We start from the raw sequence: 26,043 nt of genomic DNA on the forward strand, positions 1-26,043 counted from the left end.
AATGGCAGATAACGTTTCATGCGCCTGTTGCCGGGCTCATCAGCTCAGGCTGTGGCATGTTATTGGGTGTATCCGTGTCATCGGGGAGGGCATCGAGTACCTTGCTAACCCGGTTTACGAGGCGCTGTCTCTCCGTTTTGACCGTGAAGAAACTGCTGCCGTGCAGAATGAGTGGCAGACCCAGTGATAAAACCGCCTCGAATGCCCTCAGGATATTGACAAGGATGGGATGCCAGGTGTTGCGGTGCGTGGACATCTTGTTAAAGCCCTCAGACAGTAACTCCCTGAACTCACCACGATGAGCAACGCGATTTTTGGCAAATTGCCGGGCTTTTGCTTCGAGGTCTGCCGCTAGCTTCATGGCGGTTAAACCCTCAACCCTTTCGCGGGCCTCGTGGTGCTCTGGAGCCTGCAATAGATGCGCGTGGGCTCGCAGTGCATCAATGGCATCAAAAAGTGACTCGAGGTCAGCGGGTATGGGTTTGCGTGCTGGTAACGGCAGTGTTTCCAGGGTAAAACCTGCATCATCTTCTGGCAGCGTTTCCAGAGTAAAGCCAAAATCCTCCTCATCAGGCAGCACGGCATTTCGATGTTCTTGATGTACAATGTCGCGCGCACGTTTCAATACATCGCGAAACGTCATGCCCCTCGAGGCATGCTCTTCATAAATCTTCATCAAGTGTAACGCACGCATGCGTGAAAGCCCGAAACTTACTCCTGGAATAGGGCAGGTGGTCAAAATCTCCATCATCTCCTCAAGGGTGTAATTCGGAAGATTATGGCTGATAACACGGCGCATGATGGCATTACTGGTGCGCTGGCGCCCGCCCATGGAGGCAGGATTCTGGGTTCCGATGAGGAGGAATCCTGGTACTTTTGCAGGGCGTTTACTCTCTATCGGGTGTTTGCCCATGAGGAGGTCATTCAGGAAATCTTCCATCATGGGGCAGCTGTTAATCTCGTCCAGAATAACCACGGCGCCCCGGTCAAAGGCTTCCAGAAGGGTTGCGCGTTTTTTATCTTCATTCATGCTTGCAGCAATGAAGGTGGCGCCCTTATCAGGGTTGTTCCCATAACCGCGGGCTTTGAGAAGGTTTTTAACCAGCTCACTCTTGCCCTGTCCCGGCGCGCCTTCAATAATGAGGCCGCCAAGACCGCCACAGAGGAAGTCTTTGGGCGTAGTTTCGGGATTCATCGCTCGCCCCATTTCCCGCAGGTTCAGCAAGTCATCGATAAGGTTTGCCAGCGGTTCGCGTGAACGGGTGACAAGAAAATCAGTGCTGCCCGCAGATATGCTCGCCTGTTGTTCGCTGCTTGAACAAATGGGCATCTGTACTGAGGCAGGAGCCGATGATATCCGCGCCATTGCTACCGGCGGAAATTCATGGTTAAACCGCGCCCGGTGTTTTTGAGGCACGAGGTCTTTAGTGATAAGACGGGCATAATGACGCGCCGCATCCATGGGAGAGTGTGCCGTATGCGCCATGGTCATGCGCGCCATCATCACGAGTTCACGCGGGGAAATCAGCACGGAAGTTTCAGAGCATTCACACAAAAAGTGATACACGCGCAGAAATTCCCGGGCAATGTCTGCCATCAGTTCTGGCTCAAACTTCAGCGACAGTAAAGGCTTTAACATCTCCTCGTAAATGTATTCCTTGGGCATCGGTTCAAATACCAGGGCATTACCATGGCGCTCGAAAAGCGATGGCAGTTTTCTGTCGCCATAATTCACCGGGTTACAGGCGAAGATAATACGGTGTTCTTCGGTGAGCTCAAGGATTTCGTGACCGATACGCACAAAGGGCGGATTTTGATAAAGCCCCTCAAACATGCTCCAGTCGTTGCCGCTGATGTTGGCCTCATCAAGAAACAGGGTTTTACGTCCAGGGCGGCGGTCTTTGGCAAAGGCGCGTATCGCCTCCTCTCCGTAATGTATGTTGGGATAACGCTCTGCATATGCCCGTTCGATGGTCGTTGATTTTCCAACGCCGGTGAGACCGGTAATGACCACAAATGGCGCATGCGCGAGACGTGTGTCGATGGACGCAAGACGTCCCTCTTGAAAGGCGTGGGCTTTGGCGGCGCTGTTTTCAGCGTCAAATGGTTCACTTTGCAGGCGAACATCCAGACGATGCAGTCCGGCCCATGCGTTTTGTGTGCCATCTTCAGTGGTGGCGCGCGTGTGACGCAGCATCGCATCCAGCTCAACAAGGGAGTGGTTTTCCAGGGTTTCAGGGTTAAAAAATCCTCCCACGAGCGCCATTTTTTTATCGGATGCGTTAAGGGATTCAACCGGCAGAAAATCAAGGGCGACCTTCCGAGGGTTGTGGGGAATCAGCACCAGCTTTCCGGGAGCCTCTTCGGATGCGTAACGGGCAAGGAGCAGTGGCGTCAGCGTTTCTGCGATTTCATCGGAAAACGTTCCGGTGAGGATAAGGGTTTGGCCGTTTTGCAGACGCTCAGGCAACAGCCCTTTACGGTTTTTAAACTGCAGTTGCGCGTTTTCGCGACTGAGACCACCATCGATGGTATCAATCAGATGGCCGGCATCACACTCAGAGATATCAATAACAAGGGCATTGGGTTCCTGCTCTTTTATCAGCTCACAGGCTGCATCAGGGTCGTTACTGGACAAAAGGCGCGTGTGCGATGTGACATTAATGACGGGAGATGCACTTTGTGCGGCACTGACCGGTACCAGTTCTTCAGGGAGTTCGACATTTTCGGCCACTCGAAAGTTAAGGCGTATATTGAGTGCCTTACAGGCAGCGATAAAACGTGCGAGGTCACTCATGCAAAGCGTGTGGCTGATGTTGAGGGTAATCTCACTATTTTTGCCAAAAAGCGTTTCCAGATGATTTTCATCCGCGTGCAGCAGGCCATTCGCATCGCAGTCATAGTGCGTGAGAAAGTCCTCAAGGGTGTTTGAATTAAGAGTATGCGGACAGTGGGGGGCAAGGCCTGTTTGTACGCTCACAATAGTTTCTGTGAGCGCTTCCCAGTCAAAACCGGTAGTTTCACATCGGGAAAAGCCTTCTGGCAGCCTGAGCAGACCACGTTCGGTGACGATGTGGCCTTTCAGTATGGCTTCCCGCCAGAAATCTTCATAATCCGGGTCGTGTACAGGCGCGTTTTGGATACGAAGGTGAGGCGAGCGATTAAGGGCGGCTTCCAGTTCGCCTTCCATCCACACGAGGCTGTTGCCGCGCGGAGACCAGGTACCAAGCAGCCGCTCTTTCCAGTCAGCACCCTGATAGAGTTCTATCACCGCTTCCTCGTGATTGTCCTCGGCTCTGTGCTCGGGCACTTCGGGCATGTCTGGATATTGCTGTTCAGGTATATTCCATACATCACGTTCTTTAAAGCGTGAGGACATGTCGCTGCCTTTATAGCTCGCAGTATTGGTCAGGTTCTGAAGTGCTACAACCGTAGTGCCTTCTGGCAGAGGGACACCATCAGCCATCGGCATGTCATCAAAGAGCGTGTTGAATGCAACCCGCGATGCGGGAGGAAAATTATCATAGTTAACAATAATAAGCGGTCGTACGGCGCTGGTTATGACTTTATGGACCGCGCCACCGGGACCTGTCTTAAAATGACCGGTTTTGCCGTCTACCTGCATCTCTACAAAGGGGTTGCTGAGCGTGAGATCAGAGGGGTTGTCGATGTAAATGACGGAGCGCCCAAGAGCTTGCGCTTCTCTTTCAAGCGCGAAGCGCACTCGTCTTACAACCGCTGAATTGCGGACAGTAATGAGATGGGACGGCTTTTCAGAAGCTGCAAGCGCTTCCAGTTTTTCAGAAAGTGAAAGTTTACTCGCTGCATTGCACTCTGGCTGCATTTTGCGCGTATCGGTCACTTGCTTACGGCGGGCTTTAAGGAGCTCCGGGATTTCAGAGACGTATCGCTTAATCTCATCAGGGAGTTCAAGCGCTATAAGCTGCTTGTGAAGTGCAGTCAGCGCCTTTTCAAGTTTAAATCCCTTGACGCATTCAGCACTTTCTTGAAGCAGGTTCCACCAGTTATGCGGATGTTGCGCTAAAAAGCCCGCAATCAGGGGCAGAATGATGGGATGGAGCGCCTTTTTACTCATACTGCTGTACCAGAGCGGTATGCCGTCAAGGTCGCGCAAAAAAATCCCCTTAAGGATTTCTGGTGTGGCAGGTATGGGACCGTTTAGCAGTTCGAGAAGTACCTCTTGATTTTGCACGGAGCTCAGATGAAAAATGCCGCCTGTGGCGATAAAGCCCTCAGGATTGGAAAGCGTGAGATTTTCAGCCCGGTGAGTACCCTCTACCACAATGAGGCTGAGATTACCAAGACTTTGTTCGAGAAATTCAGTGAGATTCTCGGCTGTAACGATAAGGTTTCCTTCCTTAAAGTTTGGATTATACGCTGCAAACCGTGCGGGCTCTCCATGAAGTCTGCGTACACAGATGGCATGCCAGGGGTTTGAGAGGATGAAGGCGTTGGGAGCTTTTTGTGCCGAAAGCCAGTTAACGGCCTGCTCGCCAAGCCATGTTCGTGCATATTCGCCACTGGTTACGTGCCTGATAATGGACCTGAACGAAATTTCCTGATAGGTCTCAATCGCACGCCCAATTTTTTCAAATAACAGGTAGTGATTTTTGGTCAGCGAATCTAACTTGCCATCCCAGCTGCGTAACAGCTCAAGATTCGCCTGCCATTTTTGCGGCGCCATGCTGGCGCAGAGGTGAGAGAGCGCGTTGCAGATACCATCATGAATATTGGGAACAGAACCGCGCGTAGACTGGATGTAGTGGCAGTACTGGTCGATGACCATTTGCTGATTAAGGGCTTCATGTCCGCCGCTGTAGGTAAAACCATTATCCTCGTCAGAAGGACGATGATGTTCCATGTCTTCAGGGTTAAAGTGCGCGTTGGTGTTGCTCGGGGCATGTGAGTGTGGGTTAGCGTCTTTATTACTGCGGCGACGGGTATCTTTTGAAGAGCGTGCCCCAGAGCTGCTGGAGCCACTGCTCATGCTGCTGGAGCTGCTTGAAGTGTCACCATGCTGTCCGGAAAAAAAGTTTTCAAGAATACCACCAACGCCAGTAATCTTGTCGCCTAAATCGAAGCTTGAGGGTTTGTTGGATTTTTTTGCCAGTGTCAAAAAGTCGCGAATCGCATCTTTTGACTTTTCACAGAGATTGGGAGGCGCATGTTCGAGTACGGTTTCCCAAAAAAGGATTTTTTCCTTTATATGTCGATACCTCGGGAATTCAGGCGGGGTAATGCTGATTAGTGCATTCGATTGAGCAAGTGCACTAATCAGGCGCTCCCGGTCAGATGCGTTGAAGTGTATAATTTCCGCATACTTTAAATCCAGTGACTCCAGTGCGGGAAAATGACTGAACAGTGTAACCGGAGTGCCCCCAAATTGTCCGTCAATTAACAAAGTTTTCAGCAACGGTAAGCGTGGAAAGTTAAAGTTTTTGCAACCGTTTATATGGATTTCGAGGTGCTCAAGGTTTGGCATGGATTGAAGCAGTTTAACCCGCATATTCCCATCGACCCTTCGATACAAAGGGATACGCAATTCTTTGTAGCGTTTAACGGATACCAGGGGGCGCAGGGTTGCAGTCATGTCGGGTGACAGGCTGTGATACATCTGTAATTCTTCAAGGCCCGTTGACTGCTCGAGCAACCTGAAAAAAGAGGCGGTATTGGTCACATAACCCGTAGTTAATTTACGAAGCCGAGGCAGTGATGGCCAGTTATTGCTGGAAATTGCGACACGCCCAAGCATGAGGTGCTCAAGATTTGGGGTGTGACGCAGCAGCCCGGCTATATCGGCTGCAACCGGACTTTTGAAAGGATTGGTATAATCGTAAAGTGTATGGGTCATTGATTGATAGCGCGGGAGAATGTACCCGACAGACCTCAGACTCGCTAAATACTCAGGTTTAAAATTACAGGGTTCTCGACCCAGTTCGCGTCCTGAAAGTAATCCCGAAATGTCCGCATCATGAAAAACCGCGGTTGTGAATTGTGGCTCATGTAAATACTGTAAATATTGGTGGGAGGCAGACTTGGTATCCCGGCCAATGTGCCATCCAAAACTCGTATGAAACGTTTTACAAATGACCCGGGTCGCGATTTGTAAGGTTTTAGCGCCTTCAGGGTCAATCATCTGCTGATTGAGGCGTTTTGTTTTATCCATTCCGCTGAGAGCTTCGTCAGGGCGAAGATTGTGAACGTTTTCTTCCGGGTTGCTGTATACGTTATTAAACACCGTGAATTCACTTTCATGGTGAAGAAAATCATCAGCCATCACCGTGCTTATCTGCAGCTTATCATCGTCTTTAAGCAGGCACTCCATGTCGTAGTGGGTGAGGATATGAGTACCGCTGTTACAATAAGCCAGGTATTCCTCGCGAACTGTTTTGTATGATCTGATGAAATATAGTCGGTCGTCGAGGTTACAGAATGTTAAAATCTCATTATACGGTCTGGTGGCATTTTCAAAAAAGTTAATCTCACCATGCTCAATCCATTCCTCAGACAAAGGTTGCGAGGGTTTGTTTGCCAGGAAAACCCTGTGACCCTGCTGCATGAGTTCAACAATTTTACGTTTGACTGCCTGAGGGTCAAGGTGTCTTGTCCAGATGTTGATCATGATATCTGCAGGCTTAAGAATCTCGCCCACGCGGCGCTGTTCAAAAGCAGGCATCTGGCGCAAAAGCCGTGCGATGCTCAATTTTCCCGGAGGGTTTCTGACGAATACTTTCAGGTTGTCTTCTTTCTGCGGTGTATAGAGCCACTTAAATCGCATGATGAGCCTTTGTTAAAAATTATTTACAAAGTGTTACTATTTTGCATTATCGCTGATGAAGCTTAAGAGAGTATTAGGGCGTGTCCTCATTCCATGATATGGCTGCAAATGCGGCGTTTTGGTGTCATTGTGCGCTTAAGTTCGTTAAATAGAGCCTGCTATTCGCCTCACTCAAGCACACAATGCCCCTCAAACCGCCACATTTTCGCTTCACATCATGGAATGAGGACACGCCCCAGGGTGGAAAAAAGTGTGAAGCAGCTGTTGTATGGGTTTTGGCAGACCGACGTTTAACGCCTGCTCGAGATTAAACCATCTACCCTTGAGGTGTTCCGGCAAAACATCACAGGGGGTCTTTACTAGAATCACGTCCATCTCAAGATGATAATGGCTGAAGGTATGGCGAAGGGTTTGAAAGGGGAGCAGGGTGATTGCCGGCCATTTAAAGGATTCGTTGATAAAAGACACAACAGATACATGCGGGTCAAGTGACGGAAAACACCAGAGCCCTTTCCAGACGCCATCACTAGAGCGCTTTTCCAGATAGACCTCTTGTGCATCAGGATGGGTAATCAGCAGGAATTTAGACGCTACAGTGGGAAGCTTTTTTTTGAGGCGTTTTTGCGGATATAAGTGCCTGGTATTGTTTTGCAAAGCGCCGCACATTGATTGAAGCGGGCAGTGCCTGCAATCGGGGTTGCGCGCCGTACAGCAGGATGCGCCCAAATCCATAATGGCCTGCGTGTAATCCGCGCAGCGGGTAGCAGGCATGCAGGCATCTGCAAGCGTTTGTAAAGCGCGGGTTTCGACCGTTTGTGATGCATCACTCACCTCAAAAACACGCGCAAGCACGCGCCTGACATTGGCATCAAGAATGGCAGTTTGATGACCAAAGGCCTGAGAGGCGATGGCCGCGGCAGTTGAGGCGCCGATGCCCGGGAGTGTCGCAAGCACTTTTACGTCTCTGGGAATGTGCCCTTGAAATTCCTCGCAAACCAAAATCGCCGCGCGATACAGGTTTCGCGCGCGACTGTAATAGCCAAGCCCTGACCAGAGTGCGAGAACCTCGTCTTCTTCGGCGCCTGCAAGAGCCGTGACATCCGGAAAGCGCTCTATAAAGCGCTCGAAATAGGGAATGACCGTGCGCACCTGAGTCTGCTGCAGCATGATTTCCGACACCCACACGCGCCACGGGGTGCGCGGGTGCTGCCAGGGAAGGTTCTTGCGCCCATGGATGTCATACCATGCGAGCAGGGCGTCAGCAACCCGTGTATCGTGCGATGTACTCAACGCAGGTTCTTCACCAGTGCGCTTATCTGCTTCCCAATTTTCTTCACTTCAGGATTTTTTGTGAGGGTACTGACGGCTTCACGTGCCAGCAATGGCGTCAGGACCTGCATATCAGGCATAAGGACTGGGGCTGAAAGCGTGCCGGTCAAGAGCAGCGGCAGGTTACCACCAAGGCTTTTTTGCAAAACCGCAAGGGTTACGCCCTCAGTCTGAGTGACCGCATTGAGTCGCGCTTTCAGCGCGCCGGTTTCAAGCGTCAGCTGACCATCGCCTTTGAGCTGCAGTGAGTCGGTCTGAATCAGGAGCGGCTGAAGACCCAGCACGCCGTCACGCAGCGAATAGCTGAGGCTCAGCAGACGAAATGCGGTTTTTGCCGTTTTTGTATCCTGCGCCGTTTCCGGCTGGAGCGTGCTTTCGGTGGTTTTGGCAAGCTTATCAAGCTGCAGGCTGACGCGCTTTAACACGGCGTTTAAATCAATGCCTCGAAGCTCTCCGTCTTTGATACTGAGGTTGCCATTTCCAGTTATGTTTTTTAATACATCACTGCCGTCAAAACGGCTGGAGGCGTGCAGGGAAAAATCCATGCGCCCGGAAAACGCGCCAAATCCTGCGGCATCGGCAGCAAGCTTTGCAGTATCGAGGTTATTGGCGGTCTGGCTCAGGGTCAGCAGGCGGTTGTTTAACTGATACAAAAGCATGCCGACTGAGGTGCCGCCATAAAGTTTGATGGACAGCGGTTTAAGCGTGAGCACCCCATTTTTTGCCTGCAGAGTGCTCTCAACGCTGTCAACATGCACCGAGTTAATTCGCAGTTTCTGAATGCTGGATTGTCCGTTTAATTCAAGCTGAGAAAGCGCTTTTTCCGGGTTTTGCAGCAGGTTTCCATCCAGTCTGATGTGCCCGGTAAAGCGAACCGGAGCCACAATTTCGCCCGAAGGGGTCTTTGCCGTAATTTTTGCCTTAAACTGCAGGGGGAAGCGTGTATTACCAAGATTCAGGTCATCTGCACTCAGCTGAAGATTAGACAGGCGAATGTGCTGTTCTCCATCATCGATGATAACACTGCCGCGGTTTATCATGAACTTATGAATGGCGAATGCCGCAGGCACCGAAGATGCGCCTGCGGTAGTCGATGGCGTCTTGTTTGTCGGCGCAGGTTTGACCGATTTTCGCAGTTGAATCTGCACCCCATCAACGATTACGGCACTGAAAATGGGTTTTGCACGGAGCAGGGACGCTGTATCGAGGCGCAGCAGCAGGTCATCAATGGTAATATCTGGCTCATCCCCGCCAATACGGATTTTAGCGGCACGCACCCCGGGGGCTGGCAAAAGCTGCCAGGAAATTCCGCCCTCAATCCGCGCGGGCTGCCCCGCGATGCTCGAGAGGCGTGCATTAATCCACTCGCTCAGAGTGTCTTTGCTGATGGATTGCGTGAGGCCCCAGAGGAGAACTGAACTGATAATGAGGATAAATGCAACGGCAAGGGCAACGCGCTTGAGAATTTTCATAAAAAATGTGCAAATGTACAAATGATACGCTTCAATGTGAGCATGTCAAGAAATCTGATGCGGCCAGTATCAGTGGAGCAGACTAAAAAATAGTACTCAACCACCGAAATATGCTTTACATAATCCTTACATCTTGCTAATTATAGAGAGTCAAAAAACTGGAGAGTGACTTATGGATAAGATAGACTTTTGGCAGTACAGTCTGTTATATAACTGTTTTTCCTTTACATTCGCGCTCATGATGGCAGCCACGCTGTTTTTCTGGCTCAACCTGGGCCGTGTTTCCGCTAAATACCGCATCGCCATCTCCATTACCGGGCTCGTTACTTTCATTGCGGCCTATCATTACCTCCAGATATTTTTCTCGTTTGAGAATGCGTTTACGGTAATGAATAATCAGGTCACTCCATCTGGTAAACCGTTTAACGATGCCTATCGGTATGTGGACTGGCTGTTGACCGTGCCCCTGCTTCTTGTTGAGTTGATTCTTGTGATGAAACTCACTCATGAAGAAACGGTGTCTCGCTCAGTTAAACTGGGACTCGCCGCTGCTGTGATGGTGATTCTTGGCTATCCAGGAGAAATTTCTGCCGATATGGGAACGCGCTGGTACTGGTGGATTCTTGCGATGATTCCTTTCGTTTATATCGTCTATGAACTCTTCTTCGGTCTGCGTGCATCCATTTCCAGACAGCCGGTGAAAGTACAGGGTCTTGTGCGCCGTGCCTGCAACCTGACTGTCCTTGCATGGTGTTTCTACCCCATCGTCTATCTGCTGCCAAATTTTGGTTTAAGCGGCGGTGATGCCTACGTTGGTCTGCAACTGGGGTATTCCATTGCTGATATCGTAGCAAAAGCCGGATTTGGTCTCCTGATATTCTTTATTGCTCGCAACAAGTCGAGTGATGAAGGTTATGCGGAACTCTGATTTCCACTCCCCCCTGAAGCATTGTTTTAGGGGGGAGCTTATCCATGTTTGAGGCAGCGCGTTTCACAGAGTACTTTACTCATCGCATCCTTGATGACCTTGATGCATGCATGGTTCCCATGTGTCGCCACCACTTTCAAAATCCGGGCTCTCAGGTGCGCGCGCAGCTTGCCTTTGATTATTCAAAAGCGTTTGACCTCTCCGATGAAACAGCGCTTAGCGTTGCCATTATTGTGGAGCTCCTGCATAACGCATCCCTGATTCACGATGACATTCAAGACCGCGCTCTTATTCGTCGACACCAAAACACGTTGTGTGAGCGTTTTGGTGCTGAAAATGCTTTGTCATTTGGCGATTATCTTATTTCTTTGGCCTACGAGACCTGCGCGCTTTTGCCGCAGGCTTCTATCGGAAAGGCTGTCAGAGTGGTGCATCAGTACGTCAAAAACACCATTACGGGTCAAATGCTCGACATAAATGCCGCGGCACATACCGAAATGACTTTAAAGGACTATAGAAAAATATGCTGGCTCAAATCAGGTCAATTAATCATGCTGTGCGTGCATTTGCCCGCAATGCTCGCAAATGAAGAGCAACACATTGATGCCTTCATGAAGATAATCGAGCCGCTTATCATCAGCTTTCAGATTCTTGATGATTTAACAGACATGCAGGAAGACCGTGATGAAAAAAACTTCAGTATTTTCAGCATACTGGATAATCATGAATACATCGATGCGCTAAAAGCAGTAAGACTCGCAAACGTCGATTTTCATGATGCGAAAGGCGCACTGAATCAGCTTTCAACGAAGTTTACGCAGCCCTTTACCGGTTTTTTTGAACGGATTCATCAAAAGCTGCAAAAGGAATTTGAATCATGAAAAAAGCGATTGTTATCGGAGGTGGTTTTGGAGGCATTGCTGCCGCATTAAGAGCCAGAGCAAAAGGGTATGCTGTTGATTTGTATTGCAATCAGCCGCTGTTAGGCGGGCGCGCGCAGGTTTATCAACGTGATGGCTATGTGTTTGATGCCGGTCCCACCGTGATGACAGCGCCTTTTTTATTTGAAGAACTGTTTGGCCTTTTTGGTAAGCGGCTCGAAGATTATGCTGAGCTCGTTCCAGTCGAGCCGTGGTATCAATTTCGCTTTCCAGATGGAAACCACTTCAATTATGGTGGAACGCTTGAGAATCTGCTTGAGGAAATACGCCGTATTTCACCCGTTGATGTGGATAATTATCTGCGCATGCTGGAACACTCTAAAGCTATTTTCGAAGTCGGATTTGAAAAACTCGCGACACAGCCTTTTAACCGCTTCCGTGGAATGGTTAAAACGGTTCCAGATTTGGTGCGCCTGCAATCGTATAAAAGTGTCTGGCAGCTCGTTTGTCAGTACATCCATCATCCGCTGCTTCGTCAGGCGTTTTCGGTACAGCCGCTTCTTGTAGGTGGAAATCCGCTTGATACAACGTCCATTTATTGCCTGATTCATTATCTCGAGCGCAAATGGGGCGTGCACTACGTTCTCGGGGGTACTGGCCAGCTGGTTCAGGCCTTTGCCCGTCTGATGTCTGAGGAAGGCATACGCGTCTCGTTAAATTCACCCGTAAAGTCGATTCACATTGAGAAAGGGCGGGCAAGTGGCATTCGCCTTGCAAATGGCGAATCCCACGCTTCAGATATCGTCATATCGAATATCGACCCGCAGTTTTTATACCGCCACATGATCCCAAAAGGCCAGCAGGGACTGATTGGAACGTGCAAGACACTGTTAACAAAACCCTCGATGGGGTTGTTTGTTCTCTATTTTGGAACAAAATGCAGGTACGATAATCTTCCTCATCACACGATAATGATGCCGCGTGCGTATGAAGCCATACTCAATAACATTTTCAATCACAAATGCCTGTCTGAGGATTTAGCCTTATACCTGCACCGTCCAACGGCTACAGATAAGAGTATCGCACCCGAAGGACATGATGCGTTTTACTGCCTCTGTCCGGTGCCGAACCTGTCGGCAGGTATCGACTGGAACAAAGAGGCAAACCCACTGGTCAGTCGCATTATAAATGCACTGGAGGCGCTTGGAATGCCGGGGCTCTCCAAACAGATTGATACCCTGTTTTTTAAGACGCCTGAAGATTTCAAGACGGATTATAACGCGTATCTTGGCAGCGGGTTTTCAGCAGCCCCCGTCTTTTTTCAATCCGCCTGGTTTCGTCATCATAATCAGGCAGAAGGCATCGAAAACCTCTACCTCGTTGGCGCCGGAACCCATCCAGGTGCTGGAGTCCCCGGAGTTATTTCATCAGCAAAGGTCGTTGAACGCCTGTTGCCGGATGTCCTGGAGCCTGTCGAATGAATGCAGAGGCGGTTTTTCAAAAACACGCGAAAAGCTTTAGTTTTGCAGCGAAGTGGCTGCCCCGTGATATGCGCCAGAATGCGGCAGTTTTATATGCATTTTGTCGTTACTGCGATGATTTGGCTGACAACGCCTTTACCGACATCGAAAAAACTGAGGCGTGCGCTAAAATCGATGCAATTGCCGATGAATTAGAGCGCCAGTGTTCCAGCAATCCGGTTGTTGTTGCCATGCTGCAACTGATTGCAGAGAAGAATGTTTCGCTTTTGGCAGCACAAAATCTTGTAGCCGGTGTGCGCTTTGACTTAAATCCTGTGCGCATTATTGACCGGCAGCATTTGACTGACTATGCCTACAAGGTTGCAGGTACCGTTGGTGAAATGATGTGCCCCATTCTTGGATGCACGCATCCCTCAGCAGTAAAACACGCCATTTCCCTGGGGATTGCCATGCAATTGACCAATATCGTCAGAGATGTGGATGAAGATGCGCGGATGAACAGGCTCTATCTTCCTGAGGAATGGCTTGAGTTTCAAGATCCGGAAAGTCTTTCGGAGCCGCAAAACCGTGAAAAAACCCAAACCGCAATGAAGCACACGCTGGCGTTGGCAGAGACCTACTATCAACATGCTGCTGAAGGACTTCAGTATATTCCCGGTCAACCCCGACTTGCCATTATGATTGCGCTGCGAATATACCGATTGATAGGTTTGAAAATCGCGCGAAAAAATTATCCGTACTGGCTTGGAAGAGTCGCAACGAGACCATGGGAAAAAATACTTGCAGCAACAACAGCCGGAATCGATTACTGGCGAGGACACTATCAGAATGACCTGCCAGTACTATGATGTCATTATTCTCGGTGGAGGCTGCTCAGGCCTTGCTATTGGCTACTATTACAGTCTGCTCAAAAGTAATCAGCGTATCGCCATTCTTGAAATGCGTGAGCAGTATCATGATGACAGAAGCTGGTGTTTCTGGCTGACAGAGCGAGACTTCGTGCATCAGGACATTATCTGTAAACGCTGGAGTAAGTGGCTTTTCAGTCACAACTGTCAAACGGTATCTCATGAGGCGGATACATGCCCATATGGCCTTATAAAAAGTATCGATTATTACCAGAAAACCACCCATGCCATTTTGAACGACCACAGACAGGAACTGCATCCTGGCATTGACGTAAAAGCCATCGAACATAAACGAGGTTATTATGAAATAACAACCTCATCCGGTTTATACCGGGCCTCCTCCCTGATTGACACTCGACCAGACAAGCTTGAGGTGATAAAAAAAGCGCGCCTGTATCAGATTTTTTATGGCCTCGAAATCAAGACTAATGTGCCTGTCTTTGATACAGGCTCGGTGATGCTGATGAGCAATCTGAGCGCCAATGAGGAATTTTGTCAATTTGATTACATGCTGCCAATTGCCGAAAATCATGCGCTTCTTGAGGTCACTCGCTTCTCTAAAACCCTTCACTCTCCGCATTTACTCAAAGCCGCATGTGAAACGCTCTTGGAAAGATGGACGCAGGATTATGAAATTTGCCGTGAGGAAGCGGCCGTATTGCCCATGGGCATTCCCCTGCAAAAACAGCCGCCTTCTACCTGCTTCAATCTCTCCCAGCATTACGGCAGCCTTAGAGCGTCAAGTGGCTATGGCTTTTTACGCCTTCAGGCTCAGGCACAAACAATGGCGCATCACATTGCGAATCAAACGCTGTTGCGAGGTGCAAATGTTGATAATGCGCTTGACCGATGGATGGATGCCTGTTTTTGCCGAGTACTGAGCCGCCAGATGACTCATGCTCCTGATGTTTTCATGCAAATGGCAAAAACACTCTCTGCAGAGAACTTTGCGCGCTTCATGAACGGTGCCATCAACTGGTCACTTCGCTGGCAGGTAGTAAAAGCCATGCCAACAGGTCTTTTTGTGCGAGCATTACTATGACAAATCTCTTGTTACTCACGGGCTTTATGGTCACAGGAGGGTTTGCTTTGTTACTGCCTCAATACGCTGTCATGCTTTTTGCCGTGCTGGCGTTTGTGTTTGGCATCCCGCACGGCGCGCTTGATTTGTGGATTATGCGCCGTTTATGGCACACATCGCTAAAGACCTGGTTACTCTCCGGTATCGCGTATGTGATTTTAGCAGGGGCCGTGTTAATTGGTTTTTATACGTTCCCGACGGCGATGCTGCTCGTCTTTCTCGCATATTCGGCTTTTCATTTTGGTATGGATTATTACCCTGAAGAGGCGGTTAATACCAGCCTCATCGCGAGTCTCCATGCCTGTCTGTGCGGAGCAGGATTGATAGCCTTTCCGGCATTGTTTTATGGAAGAGAGGTTTTAGAGCTTTTTCTGCTGATTACCAACAGAGAAGGGGCGCTTAAAGTGAGTGCGTCATTGCATGCGCTCGCCATCCTTCTAATCCCGGTATTTCCATATCTTTTGTGGAAACAGTCTCCGTCAAAGCGTAAAGAGCTTCTTCTTGCCGTGGGAGGCGCTCTCATCGCACCTCCGATTGCGTTTCTGACCATCTATTTTGTCGGTATTCACTCGCGTAATCATTTTTTACTGCTCTACAAAAAAATGGGGTATCAATCGCCGGTCGCTTTTGTCAAAGCTGTCATTCCGATGACACTTCTGAGTTATTTGATAGCGGCTGGAATATTTTTAAGCCTGATTCCTGAGCTCAGTTTTCAGGACAAAGCCTTTGCCAGCGCCATTTATACCCTGGCCGCCCTGGCACTCCCTCATCTGGTGGTGGTTGAATGCCTGAAGCGGCATGGCATTCGCACGGCTCTGAGTACCTGTACACCACACCCGTGAGAGTGCTACCATCAGCCCCATCGCTAAGGTGTCTCAGGGATGTGGAGATGAACGGCAGGGCGGGCAATGGACTGGTGTGGCGGATAGCGGCGATAGCGGGGCTTGGCGGTTTGCTCTTTGGCTTTGATTCGAGTGTAGTGGCTGACATTCGCGACCAGGTCATGGCGCAGCTTGTACTGAGTGAACAGCAGTGGTCACTGGTGGTTAGTATCAGTCTGCTCGCGGCGATTCCCGGCATTCCTCTTAGCGGCCTGCTGGCTGACCGGCTCAGTCGCAGAATGCTGCTGCAGCTCGTGGCGCTCGGCTTTATTGCAGGTTCTGTATTCTCTGCACTTGCGAATGGATATTTTCTGTTGCTCGCTGGACGTTTTATCACCGGTCTTTGTATAGGTGTCGCCTCCTACGCAGTTCCCCTTTATATTGCTGAAATCGCACCTGCAAACCGCCGAGGCGGCATGGTACTGCTGAATGGCCTCGCAATTACCTCAGGCCAGGCTATTGCGTATCTGTCGGGTTTTGCTGTGCACGATCTCTCACCGCACAGCTGGCGATGGCTCTTTTGGGCGAGCGCCATCCCGGGCGTACTCTTTTTCGCAGGCCTGCTGCGTGTTCCCCATTCACCACGCTGGATGGCGCGACATCATGGGATAGAGGCGGCTCTTGAGGTGCTGCGCGCGATACGTGCTCCAGGTCATGATGTTTCACATGAACTTCAGGAAATCCGTGAGGTTCAGACGCTGAATGCTTCCGGGAGATGGAACCGCAGGCTCTTTAGCGTGCTCCTGACCGGTTGTCTGCTGGGTGCTTTTCAGCAGCTCTCAGGGATTAACGCCATCATGTTTTACGGCCCGGTCATTTTTCAGTCCGCGGGTTTCAGTCTGGTGCGGGAAGCTATTTTCGCGACGTTTATCATCAGCCTCGTGAATACGCTCTTTACGGCCTTTACGCTGCTGACGGTTGACCGCCTCGGTCGGCGGCGCCTTCTGATTGGAGGGACCCTTGCAGCGGCTCTGGGACTTTTTGGCGCAAGCTATTTTTACAGTCTTGAGGGCGGGCTTGCCCGATATGGCGTGCTCAGTTGCCTGTCGGTGTATGTGATGGGGTATTGTGTCAGTGTCGGCTCACTGTTCTGGGTGCTTATTGCTGAAATTTTTCCGATGCGTATTCGCGGCTTTGCCATGAGTCTTGCGACAGTGGTGCAATGGGCGACTACGTTTGTGATTGCACTGGTTTTTATGCCGCTCTGGTCGCACCTTGGAGCGGTGCACTGCCTGCTGTTTTTTGGTGCCTGCTGCCTTATCGCCACGCTTTTTATCGTGCATTTCATACCGGAAACAACCGGTGTTTCTCTGGAAATGCTTGAAAAACGCTTAAGCCGTGGTTATCGAATTCGCGACATAGGTCGCCCGAACGGGCGCCTTTCTACCCCCCTTGACGCCATGATGGAGGATGCCATATGACCACTCGTTCACGTGTTTGCAGAATTGGACTTTTAGGTGCCGGACGCATCGGCCGGTTGCACGCCGGTAATATTCTGCGCCGGATACCGCAGCTTGAACTCGCCGCAATTGCCGACCCGGCACTCGATCCCGAATGGGCGCAGCTGCAGCCTGTTGCGCTTAAAACGACTGATGTGGATGCTGTGATTGCGCATCCCGACATTGACGCTGTTTTGATTGCGACCCCAACACCGCTGCACATCCCGCAGATTCGCGCGGCTGCAGCCCAGGGGAAAGCCATTTACTGCGAAAAACCCATTGGTCTTGATGAAAGAGAAGTGCTGGCGCTTATGGAAGAAATAAACACACGTGGCACATTGCTTCATATTGGCTTTAACCGGCGGTTTGACCCCTCGTTTGCGAAAGTGGCGGCCGGCGTGCACGCGGGTGAGATTGGCACTCCACAGATGCTCTGCATTACCTCAAGAGACCCTGCCTGTCCCCCGATTGCCTATGCGGCGACTTCGGGCGGGATGTTGATGGACATGACGATTCACGATTTTGACATGGCGCGTTTTGTCATGCAGTCAGAGGTTGTGGAAGTGCATGCCAGCGGAGGTGTCCTGATTGACCCGAGGCTTGAGGGTTTTGGGGATGTGGACACGGCCATCATTCAACTGCGTTTCGCAAATGGTGCACTGGGCGTTATCAATAACAGCCGTCAGGCAGTCTATGGCTATGACCAGCGACTGGAAGTACTTGGCTCAGAGGGCATGCTGCAGGCTGAGAACTGCCTTGAAAATGCCGTGCGCCATTACCGCCGGGATGATACAGCCAGTGCGAACCCTCTTTACTTTTTTCTTGAACGCTACGAACAGGCGTTTGTTGCAGGGCTTGAGGCCTTTTGCACGGCATACCTTGATGGCAGTGCCGCACCGGTCAGTGCGGAGGACGCATTGAGTGCGCTTCGCATCGCAAAAGCTGCACAGGAATCGCTTGTGCGTAATCAGCCTGTCCGTGTTTGTGGAGATACTGATGCCTGAATGGATGACAGATAACTGCGAGCCGCGTCCGATGGATGTGATCTCCATGGGGCGTGTGGCAGTCGATTTATATGCTGAACAGGTCGGATGGCGTCTTGCTGATGCGCACAGTTTTGCCAAATACCTTGGCGGATGCGCGGGAAACATCGCAGTTGGGGCGGCACGACTCGGACTTAAAAGCGGAATGTGTTCCTGCGTTGGCCGGGATGATATGGGGGTGTTTTTACGTGAAACCCTTGCCCGCGAAGGAGTTGACACAAGGCTTTTACACGAAAGTGCTGAACATCTGACGGGACTTGTGCTGCTTGGTGTACAACCGCCAGACACGTTTCCTCTGATGTTTTATCGCAACGACTGTGCAGACATGCAGTTAAAACCCGGCATGATAAGTGACGCGCCGGTGTGTTTACGGTACCGGGAGACGGCATGCTTGATTTCCCTGCAATCGTGAGTGATTTGAAAGACGCCAATTACCGCGGCTGGTGCATTGTCGAAGCTGAACAGGACCCAAAACTTGCGCCAGCGCTAATCTACGCGCAAAAGGCGCGGGAACATTTATCAGCCCTTTTTTAAGGAGAATCCCATGCGGGAAACACGAGGAAAACGCCTCAGACAACTTGTGGAAGCGATGGCGCCGCTGCAGGTTGTGGGTGCGGTTAATGCGTATTGTGCGATGCTTGCCGAGTCGGCAGGCTGTAAGGCGCTTTATCTTTCTGGGGCCGGAGTTGCCAATGCTTCATTTGGTCTTCCTGATTTAGGGATGACGGGTTTATCTGAGGTGCTCGAGGATGCAAGGCGCCTCAATGCCGCATCCAGCCTGCCTCTGCTTGTGGATGTAGATACCGGTTTTGGCAATGCATTTACGATAGCGCGTACCGTGAAGCTCATGGAGCAGGCCGGGGTGGCCGCGATACACATCGAAGACCAGGTGCTCGCCAAACGCTGTGGTCATCGGCCTAATAAAGCGATTGTGTCGCGCGAGGAAATGGGCGATAGAATTCGTGCGGCGGTTGATGCGCGCACAGACCCCGATTTTGTCATCATGGCACGAACCGATGCCTATGCCGTTCAAGGCATGCAGGCTGCTATTGACCGTGCACTCTGGTGTGTGGAGCTCGGGGCGGACATGATTTTTCCAGAAGCGCTGACAACGCTTGAGCAGTACCGCGAATTTGTGAAGCACGTGCCGGTGCCGGTACTTGCCAATCTCACCGAATTCGGGAAAACTCCCCTTTTTAGTCTTGCAGACCTTAAGGACGCCGGTGTTAAAATCGCGCTCTATCCACTGAGTGCGTTTCGCGCCATGTCAAAAGCGGCGCTTGCCGTATACGAAGACATTGCCGCTAAAGGCACGCAGGCTGAACAGGTGCCACATATGCAGACCCGTGAGGAGTTATACGGGGTATTGGGGTACCACGCGTTTGAAGAAAAACTTGACAGACTTTATGGAGAACGGAATGAGTGAAGCATCAGCAGGACTTGCGGGCGTTGTGGCGGGCGAATCAGCCATTGCCACTGTCGGGCAATCGGGTAAGGGGTTGAATTACCGCGGCTATTCCATTGATGACCTTGCAGCACACGCAAGTTTTGAGGAAGTGGCCTGGCTGCTGCATTATGGAGCGCTGCCGACAGAAAAAACCCTTACAGCATACACAAAAAAGCTCGTAAGCCTGCGAACGCTGCCTGAGCCACTCAAAGCCGTGCTGCGCCTGATTCCGGCTAACGCACATCCGATGGATGTCATGCGTACAGCCTGCTCCATGCTCGGTACCCTCGAACCAGAAACCGATATCGCCATGCAGCAGGACATCGCCGACAGGCTGCTTGCCCTGTTTCCAGGCATTCTCTGCTACTGGTACCATTTTCACAAAGACGGACGTGAGATTGACGGTCTTAGTGATGAAACCAGCATTGGCGGGCATTTTCTGGCGCTTTTGCACGGATGCGCGCCGACGCCAATTGAGCGCGACATGATGAATGTTTCACTGATTCTTTATGCCGAGCACGAATTTAATGCCTCAACTTTCGCCGCACGGGTAACAGCCGCGACACTTTCGGATTTTTATTCCGCGATTACGTCCGCCATTGGCACACTGCGAGGCCCACTGCATGGGGGCGCGAATGAAGCGGCCATGGAATTGATTGCACAGTACAACAGCGCTGATGCAGCAGAAAAAGGCTTAATGGAAAAGCTAGGCAGGCGTGAAAAAATCATGGGCTTTGGGCACCGCGTGTATACCGTTTGCGACCCGCGCTCCGATATTATCAAATCCTGGGCTCACAGGCTGTCACGGGCTGCGGGAGATACCGTGCTGTATCCAGTGTCTGAGCGCATCGAAACCGTTATGTGGCGTGAGAAAAAGCTCTTTCCAAACCTCGATTTTTACAGTGCCTCCGCCTACCATTTCTGTGGCATTCCAACGCCGTTTTTTACGCCGATTTTTGTGATGTCACGCGTAACTGGCTGGTCGGCGCATATTTTTGAACAGCGCGCCAATAACCGCCTGATTCGCCCCACATCCGAATACACAGGTCCCGCGCCGCGTGCGTGGCAGCCGATACATGAGAGAGGGTAAAAGCATGTCGCATTATGTTGAAGATAATATTAAACCCGATTACGACCAGGTGATGCAGGACATTGCCGATTATGTCCTTTCTTCGCCCATCACCAGCACGCTGGCGCTTGATACCGCGCGTCTTTGTCTGATGGATACGCTTGGGTGTGGCATGCTTGCGATGCAGTTTCCAGAGTGTACCAAAATGCTTGGGCCTGTTGTGCCTGGTGCCGTTTTGGCGGATGGCGCGCGCGTTCCCGGCACGTCATGGGCGCTTGACCCGGTTACGGCGGCCAAAAACATCGGCACAATGGTGCGCTGGCTCGATTTTAACGATACCTGGCTAGCCGCAGAGTGGGGGCATCCTTCGGATAACCTCGGCGCGATACTCGCACTTTCAGATTATATCAGTCGCCAAAACCTGAAGCAGGGACATGCCCCGCTTTTTATGCGCGATGTTCTGGATGCCCTGGTACGTGCGCACGAGATACAGGGCTGCATGGCGCTTGAAAACAGCTTTAACCGCGTGGGGCTTGATCACGTGATTCTCGTGAAGCTTGCAAGCAGTGCGGTTGCCGCAAAACTCCTTGGCGGTGACCGAGATGCCATCCTGCGCACACTTTCTCAGGTGTTTGTCGATGGCCAGAGCCTTCGCACCTATCGCCACGCACCGAATGCCGGCTCCCGTAAATCGTGGGCGGCAGGGGATGCGACCGGTCGTGCGGTGGAGCTTGCGCTGATTGTGCAAAAAGGCGAGATGGGATACCCAAGTGCCCTGAGTGCACCACGCTGGGGGTTTTATGACGTGCTTTTTGAGGGCAGGCCATTTGCCTTTCAACGCCCCTACGGCAGTTATGTCATGGAAAATGTGCTGTTTAAAATTTCCTTCCCGGCTGAGTTTCATGCGCAGACGGCGGTTGAGTGTGCCGTTGCGCTTCACCCGCAGGTTCTAGAGCGTTTTGATGACATTGAGCGCATTGACCTCATCACCCATGAATCAGCGATACGCATTATCAGTAAGCAGGGCGCGCTGCACAATCCTGCTGACCGCGATCACTGCCTGCAGTACATGGTGGCAATTGGCCTCCTGCATGGCGGCCTGTCTGCGAAACACTACGAAGACCAGGCGGCGGCAGACCCGCGCATAGACGCATTGCGGGCGAAAATGCATGTGTCTGAAGATGCGCAGTTCTCAAGTGACTACCACGATCCTGAGAAACGCTCGATTGCCAACAGCATTCAGATTCACTATCGCGATGGTTCATCCAGTGAGCGCATAACGGTCGAGTACCCGATTGGGCATCGCCGACGCCGCGAAGAAGGCATACCGGTGCTGCTTGCCAAATGCGAAAGTAACCTGCGTACCCGTTTTCCCCGGGCACGCGTGGCGCGTTTGCTGGAAGCCATGAAAGATACCCGTACGCTGTCAGAAATGACGGTGACGGATTTTATGGCAATGTGGGAAATTTAAATCCGCCGCTTGATACCCGTAATCGCAAGAATACGGGTTGCAATTTCCTCGATGGAACAGAATGTGGAATTCAAATAAGGGATTTGTTCGCGTCCGTAGAGCGATTCCACTTCCCGGGTTTCAATCCGGCACTGTTCCATTGAGGCGTATTTGCTGTCCGGCCGACGTTCGGAACGGATTTGCTGCAGGCGTTCGCAGTCAATTGTCAGCCCAAAGAGTTTCGGACGCCAGGGTTTCAGAGCGTCAGGAAGGGTGTGGCGCTTGAGATCTTCTTCTGTGAACGGATAGTTTGCCACTCTGAGCCCAAACTGCAGCGCGAGATAAAGGCTGCTTGGCGTTTTGCCACAGCGTGATACGCCCACGAGTATAACATCTGCATGCTCATAGCCCCGGGGTTTGATGCCATCATCGTGTTCAAGCGCATAGTTAATCGCTTCAATGCGGTAATCGTAGGTTTTTACGTCCTGTACGCCATGGGTGCGCCCGACAGTGTGTGAGGATTTTTCCTCAAGGGCTTCTTCAAGTGGCAGGAGAAAGGTGTTGAAAAGGTCGAAGATACAGGCATCGGATTTTTTAATGCAATTGTTGAGTTCACGGTCAACGAGTGTTAGAAAGACAATCGGTCGGGTGCCCGTGTTGCGGTAGCAGGCGTTCAGTATTTCCACCACTTTTTCCGCTTTTTCGAGGGTATCAACATAGGAGAGGGTTTCTTTTTCAAACGGTACTTTTTCAAACTGCGACACGAGGCTGTTGCCCAGGGTTTCCGCCGTAATACCGGTACCGTCTGATACCATAAACACATAACGTTTCATCACCAGCCCTCCATGGGGTTATCAGGGGATAACCGATTCTATCACCGCGCCGCCAAGGCAGGTGTTTTTATCATAAAATACCACATATTGTCCCGGAGTTACCGCACGTTGAGGACTCGCAAACTGTACGCAGTGCTGCTCACCCATCGGCGGCGACACGACACAAGGCTCTTCCTGTTGACGGTAGCGCGTGCGGGCATGGAGCGTCAGCGGAAATTCAGGAGCACGGCCCGACAGCCAGTGAATGGGGCCGCACATAAGCCCGTTAACATAAAGCATGGGGTGGTCGTTACCCTGTGCGACCACAAGGGTATTGGTTGCGGTTTCTTTACCCACCACATACCATGGCGCATCGTTACTGCCGCGCCGGCCACCAATTTTAAGTCCCTGACGCTGACCAAGCGTGTAAAACATCAATCCGTCATGCCGTCCAAGCCATTCACCTTGAGTGCTTTGAATATCGCCCGGGCGCGCCAGAATAAATTCCTTTAAAAAGTCGCGAAAACGCCGCTCGCCAATAAAACAAATTCCGGTAGAATCCTTCTTGGCATGGGTCACAAGCCCAAGTTCACGCGCAAATGCTCGAATTTCAGGCTTTGTGTAGGCGCCAATCGGAAAAAGGCTTTTTGCAAGCGCGTCCTGTTCGATGGCGTGCAGAAAGTATGTCTGGTCTTTTTCACGGTCTTTAGCCTTGCAAAGTAAGCTGCCCTGTTCGGTATGACGCACCTTCGCATAATGACCGGTTGCAATGTAGTCAGCCCCCAGTTCAACCGCTTTTTCCAGAAACGCGCTGAATTTAATTTCACGGTTACAGAGTACATCCGGGTTTGGTGTTCGTCCTGCCTCGTATTCGTTGAGAAAATGAACAAAGACGCGATCCCAGTAGGCTTCTGAAAAATTGGCTTCATGCAGGGGTATATGCAGCTGGTTGCAGACCGCACGGGCATCGGCAAGGTCGCTTTCTGCGGCGCAATAGCCATCGCGGTCATCCTGCTCCCAGTTTTTCATGAAAAGTCCTTCGACCGCATAACCCTGCTCACACAATAACCATGCTGATACGGAAGAATCCACCCCTCCCGACATGCCTACAAGGACTCTCTGCTTCATGAAACCACTACCTGTACTGCCTGCAAATGCGTCATTTTACTGCAGGAAGGGGCGTGTTGTCACATGTGATGCCTTGTTTTTAGAAAAATGAGGCTCGCACGTTTCAGCGCTTACGTGTAAAATCCTTTCATTTTGGTGGTTTTTATGAAAATCGTATTAAAATCGTTTGCGCGGGAAACCAGCGCCACTGCGTGGACTGTCACACTGACAGAACGCCTCCCAGGCTTTGTAGAAGCACCCCTCGAACTGTCCGGTACACTCAGCGTCAGAGCGGTAGAAGGGTATTACCTTCTGAACCTGAGAGGTGAGGGTGTGCTCAGCATTACCTGCCAGCGCTGCATGGAAGTGACTGCACGGAACTGGCCCTTTGACATTTGCCTTGCAGTTGCCGCAAATGATGATGCAGCCGAGCGTCTCATGGAGCAGTTTGAGGTGATTGTTGCAGAAAGCGGCGAGCTTAATCTTCAGGACCTTCTGACAGATGAACTGCACCTTTCGGCACCGCGTTTTCATGAGAACGAGGCCGACTGTCGTGCGGTTCTTGACACTTTGTCCAACGTGACAGTGGCAAAACACTTGGATTGACAGAAAAAAAGCGGTAATATTGCGCATTTGATATTACAACTGGTTTGGGAGTAACACCATGGCTGTTCAGCAGAATAAGAAATCGCGCTCTGCGCGTGACATGCGCCGTTCACACGACGCGCTTCGTGGGCCGACGCTTTCTGTCGATGCGACCACCGGTGAAACACACCGTCGTCACCACATTACACCGGATGGCTTCTATCGCGGTAAAAGAATTCTGAAGTCAGAATCTGTTTACGAACACGAGTAAAACGCTTGAAAGACATTACCATTGCTGTAGACGCGATGGGCGGGGATCATGGCCCTTCAGTCATTATCCCTGCCTGTGCATCCGTCGCTGCCAGGTATCCTGAACTCAAGCTGCTGCTTGTCGGTGCGTCAGATGTTATTAACGCCCAACTCAAGCGGCTTGGTGTCGCGTCTGGCGCTCAGTTAAGCGTGGTTCACGCCCCGGAAGTGGTGGGGATGGATGAACTGCCTTCACACGCCCTGCGTAATAAAAAAGAATCCTCCATGCGGATTGCCATCAATCTCGTCAAGGAGGGTCGCGCAAGTGCGTGTGTCAGCGCCGGAAATACCGGTGCCCTGATGGCAACAGCGCGTTTTGTGCTCAAAACACTTCCAGGCATAGACCGCCCGGCCATTATTGCCGAGCTGCCTACCGCCCGCGGGCGCACCCGCGTTATCGATCTTGGTGCGAATGTCGACTCCTGTGCCGAGCACCTTTTTCAGTTCGCTGTTATGGGTTCTGCGCTTATCCAGGCGGTTGATAAAACCCCTAAACCACGTATTGGTCTCCTTAATATCGGCGTAGAAGAAATCAAGGGCAATGACCAGGTCAAACGCACCGCACACATGTTGTCCGAGTGCGCCGTGATGAATTACGTTGGTTATGTAGAGGGGGATCAGTTTTATTCAGGCGAAGTTGACCTTGTCGTTTGTGATGGCTTTGTGGGAAATGTTGCCCTGAAAGCGTCCGAGGGACTCGCCAAGCTTATGTTGTCTGTTTTACGGGAGTCGTTTACCAAAAGCTGGTGGCGCCGTGTTATCGGCCTCTTCGCGCTTCCCGCTCTTAATCACCTTAAAAATCGTATGGAGCCTGCGCGCTATAACGGTGCGAGCATGCTCGGTCTGAACGGTATCGTCGTTAAAAGCCACGGTAGTGCAAGTCCCGAAGCCTTTGCCTATGCCATCGAAGAAGCCATGCTTGAAGTCCGGCACAATGTGGTAGATCTTGTGCGCGACCAAATCAACGACTTTATCAATCAGGGAGTCCTGTTGTGAAGTCTGATGCCCTCTCCAGCGACCGC

20 protein-coding genes and 1 pseudogene are annotated in these 26,043 nt (G+C 51.2%); 16 read left to right on the top strand and 5 right to left on the bottom strand.

Annotation, left to right across the window (positions count from 1 at the left end; genetic code table 11):
- Positions 1 to 16: 16 nt before the first annotated feature.
- The 3 genes from E4T54_RS11390 to E4T54_RS11400 form a co-directional block, all read right to left on the bottom strand.
- Complete coding sequence (locus E4T54_RS11390; protein ID WP_028386457.1) at positions 17 to 6,799, bottom strand: ATP-binding protein; 6,783 nt, start codon at positions 6,797 to 6,799, stop codon at positions 17 to 19.
- A gap of 210 nt (positions 6,800 to 7,009) precedes the next feature.
- A complete protein-coding gene (mutY, locus tag E4T54_RS11395) occupies positions 7,010 to 8,089 on the bottom strand; it encodes an A/G-specific adenine glycosylase (RefSeq protein WP_028386458.1) in 1,080 nt (359 codons plus the stop codon).
- Entirely contained in the window at positions 8,086 to 9,600 is a 1,515-nt protein-coding gene (locus E4T54_RS11400; protein WP_028386459.1) for an AsmA family protein, read from the bottom strand. The genes mutY and E4T54_RS11400 overlap by 4 nt, the downstream gene beginning before the upstream one ends.
- Positions 9,601 to 9,772: 172 nt before the next feature.
- On the opposite strand from E4T54_RS11400, the gene E4T54_RS11405 reads away from it, so the two are divergent.
- From E4T54_RS11405 to E4T54_RS11460, 13 genes and pseudogenes are all read left to right on the top strand, one after another.
- Complete coding sequence (locus E4T54_RS11405; RefSeq protein WP_028386460.1) at positions 9,773 to 10,528, top strand: bacteriorhodopsin-like; 756 nt, start codon at positions 9,773 to 9,775, stop codon at positions 10,526 to 10,528.
- A gap of 44 nt (positions 10,529 to 10,572) precedes the next feature.
- Positions 10,573 to 11,409, top strand: coding sequence for a polyprenyl synthetase family protein (locus E4T54_RS11410; RefSeq protein ID WP_028386461.1), 837 nt, complete (start codon positions 10,573 to 10,575; stop codon positions 11,407 to 11,409).
- Complete coding sequence (gene crtI, locus E4T54_RS11415; RefSeq protein WP_028386462.1) at positions 11,406 to 12,890, top strand: phytoene desaturase family protein; 1,485 nt, start codon at positions 11,406 to 11,408, stop codon at positions 12,888 to 12,890. The genes E4T54_RS11410 and crtI overlap by 4 nt, the downstream gene beginning before the upstream one ends.
- Positions 12,887 to 13,738 carry a phytoene/squalene synthase family protein gene (locus E4T54_RS11420; RefSeq protein ID WP_051550906.1) on the top strand — a complete coding sequence of 284 codons (852 nt, stop codon included), beginning with the start codon at positions 12,887 to 12,889 and terminating at the stop codon, positions 13,736 to 13,738. The genes crtI and E4T54_RS11420 overlap by 4 nt, the downstream gene beginning before the upstream one ends.
- Positions 13,671 to 14,840: a lycopene cyclase family protein gene (locus tag E4T54_RS11425; RefSeq protein ID WP_135100418.1), complete on the top strand. Its 1,170-nt coding sequence runs from the start codon at positions 13,671 to 13,673 to the stop codon at positions 14,838 to 14,840. The genes E4T54_RS11420 and E4T54_RS11425 overlap by 68 nt, the downstream gene beginning before the upstream one ends.
- On the top strand, positions 14,837 to 15,721 hold the full coding sequence (locus E4T54_RS11430; protein ID WP_081776746.1) for a Brp/Blh family beta-carotene 15,15'-dioxygenase: 885 nt from the start codon (positions 14,837 to 14,839) through the stop codon (positions 15,719 to 15,721). The genes E4T54_RS11425 and E4T54_RS11430 overlap by 4 nt, the downstream gene beginning before the upstream one ends.
- Before the next feature lie 47 nt (positions 15,722 to 15,768).
- Entirely contained in the window at positions 15,769 to 17,181 is a 1,413-nt protein-coding gene (locus E4T54_RS11435) for a sugar porter family MFS transporter (protein ID WP_028386465.1), read from the top strand.
- Positions 17,178 to 18,203, top strand: a complete 1,026-nt coding sequence (iolG, locus tag E4T54_RS11440) for an inositol 2-dehydrogenase (RefSeq protein ID WP_035902215.1) — start codon at positions 17,178 to 17,180, stop codon at positions 18,201 to 18,203. The genes E4T54_RS11435 and iolG overlap by 4 nt, the downstream gene beginning before the upstream one ends.
- A pseudogene (locus E4T54_RS11445) lies at positions 18,196 to 18,594 on the top strand (PfkB family carbohydrate kinase); the annotation flags it as partial. The gene iolG and the pseudogene E4T54_RS11445, both read left to right, overlap by 8 nt.
- Positions 18,595 to 18,629: 35 nt before the next feature.
- On the top strand, positions 18,630 to 18,776 hold the full coding sequence (locus E4T54_RS12045) for a hypothetical protein (protein ID WP_155832459.1): 147 nt from the start codon (positions 18,630 to 18,632) through the stop codon (positions 18,774 to 18,776).
- Positions 18,777 to 18,786: 10 nt separating this feature from the next.
- Positions 18,787 to 19,668 (top strand): methylisocitrate lyase, encoded by an 882-nt coding sequence (gene prpB, locus E4T54_RS11450; RefSeq protein WP_028386468.1) that lies wholly within the window; start codon positions 18,787 to 18,789, stop codon positions 19,666 to 19,668.
- The gene (gene prpC / locus E4T54_RS11455; protein WP_028386469.1) at positions 19,661 to 20,779 is read left to right on the top strand and encodes a bifunctional 2-methylcitrate synthase/citrate synthase; all 1,119 of its coding nucleotides are present in this window, start codon (positions 19,661 to 19,663) and stop codon (positions 20,777 to 20,779) included. Before prpB ends, prpC begins: the two co-directional genes overlap by 8 nt.
- Positions 20,780 to 20,783: 4 nt before the next feature.
- Positions 20,784 to 22,229: a bifunctional 2-methylcitrate dehydratase/aconitate hydratase gene (locus E4T54_RS11460; RefSeq protein ID WP_028386470.1), complete on the top strand. Its 1,446-nt coding sequence runs from the start codon at positions 20,784 to 20,786 to the stop codon at positions 22,227 to 22,229.
- Here E4T54_RS11460 and ppsR read toward each other — a convergent pair.
- Both ppsR and mnmA read right to left on the bottom strand, forming a co-directional pair.
- Entirely contained in the window at positions 22,226 to 23,041 is an 816-nt protein-coding gene (gene ppsR / locus E4T54_RS11465) for a posphoenolpyruvate synthetase regulatory kinase/phosphorylase PpsR (protein ID WP_028386471.1), read from the bottom strand. The two genes, E4T54_RS11460 and ppsR, sit on opposite strands and share 4 nt — an antisense overlap.
- A 21-nt stretch (positions 23,042 to 23,062) precedes the next feature.
- Positions 23,063 to 24,148 (bottom strand): tRNA 2-thiouridine(34) synthase MnmA, encoded by a 1,086-nt coding sequence (gene mnmA, locus E4T54_RS11470; protein WP_028386472.1) that lies wholly within the window; start codon positions 24,146 to 24,148, stop codon positions 23,063 to 23,065.
- A gap of 144 nt (positions 24,149 to 24,292) precedes the next feature.
- Here mnmA and E4T54_RS11475 point away from each other — a divergent pair, with 144 nt between their 5' ends.
- The 3 genes from E4T54_RS11475 to plsX are packed head-to-tail and all read left to right on the top strand — an operon-like array spanning position 24,293 to position 26,017.
- Positions 24,293 to 24,733, top strand: a complete 441-nt coding sequence (locus tag E4T54_RS11475) for a YceD family protein (RefSeq protein ID WP_058387118.1) — start codon at positions 24,293 to 24,295, stop codon at positions 24,731 to 24,733.
- 58 nt (positions 24,734 to 24,791) lie between these two features.
- The gene (rpmF, locus tag E4T54_RS11480; RefSeq protein WP_028386473.1) at positions 24,792 to 24,983 is read left to right on the top strand and encodes a 50S ribosomal protein L32; all 192 of its coding nucleotides are present in this window, start codon (positions 24,792 to 24,794) and stop codon (positions 24,981 to 24,983) included.
- Positions 24,984 to 24,988: 5 nt separating this feature from the next.
- The gene (gene plsX, locus E4T54_RS11485) at positions 24,989 to 26,017 is read left to right on the top strand and encodes a phosphate acyltransferase PlsX (protein WP_028386474.1); all 1,029 of its coding nucleotides are present in this window, start codon (positions 24,989 to 24,991) and stop codon (positions 26,015 to 26,017) included.
- Positions 26,018 to 26,043 lie beyond the last annotated feature (26 nt).

Source organism: Legionella geestiana (assembly GCF_004571195.1).
Classification (GTDB): Bacteria; Pseudomonadota; Gammaproteobacteria; order Legionellales; family Legionellaceae; genus Legionella_B; species Legionella_B geestiana.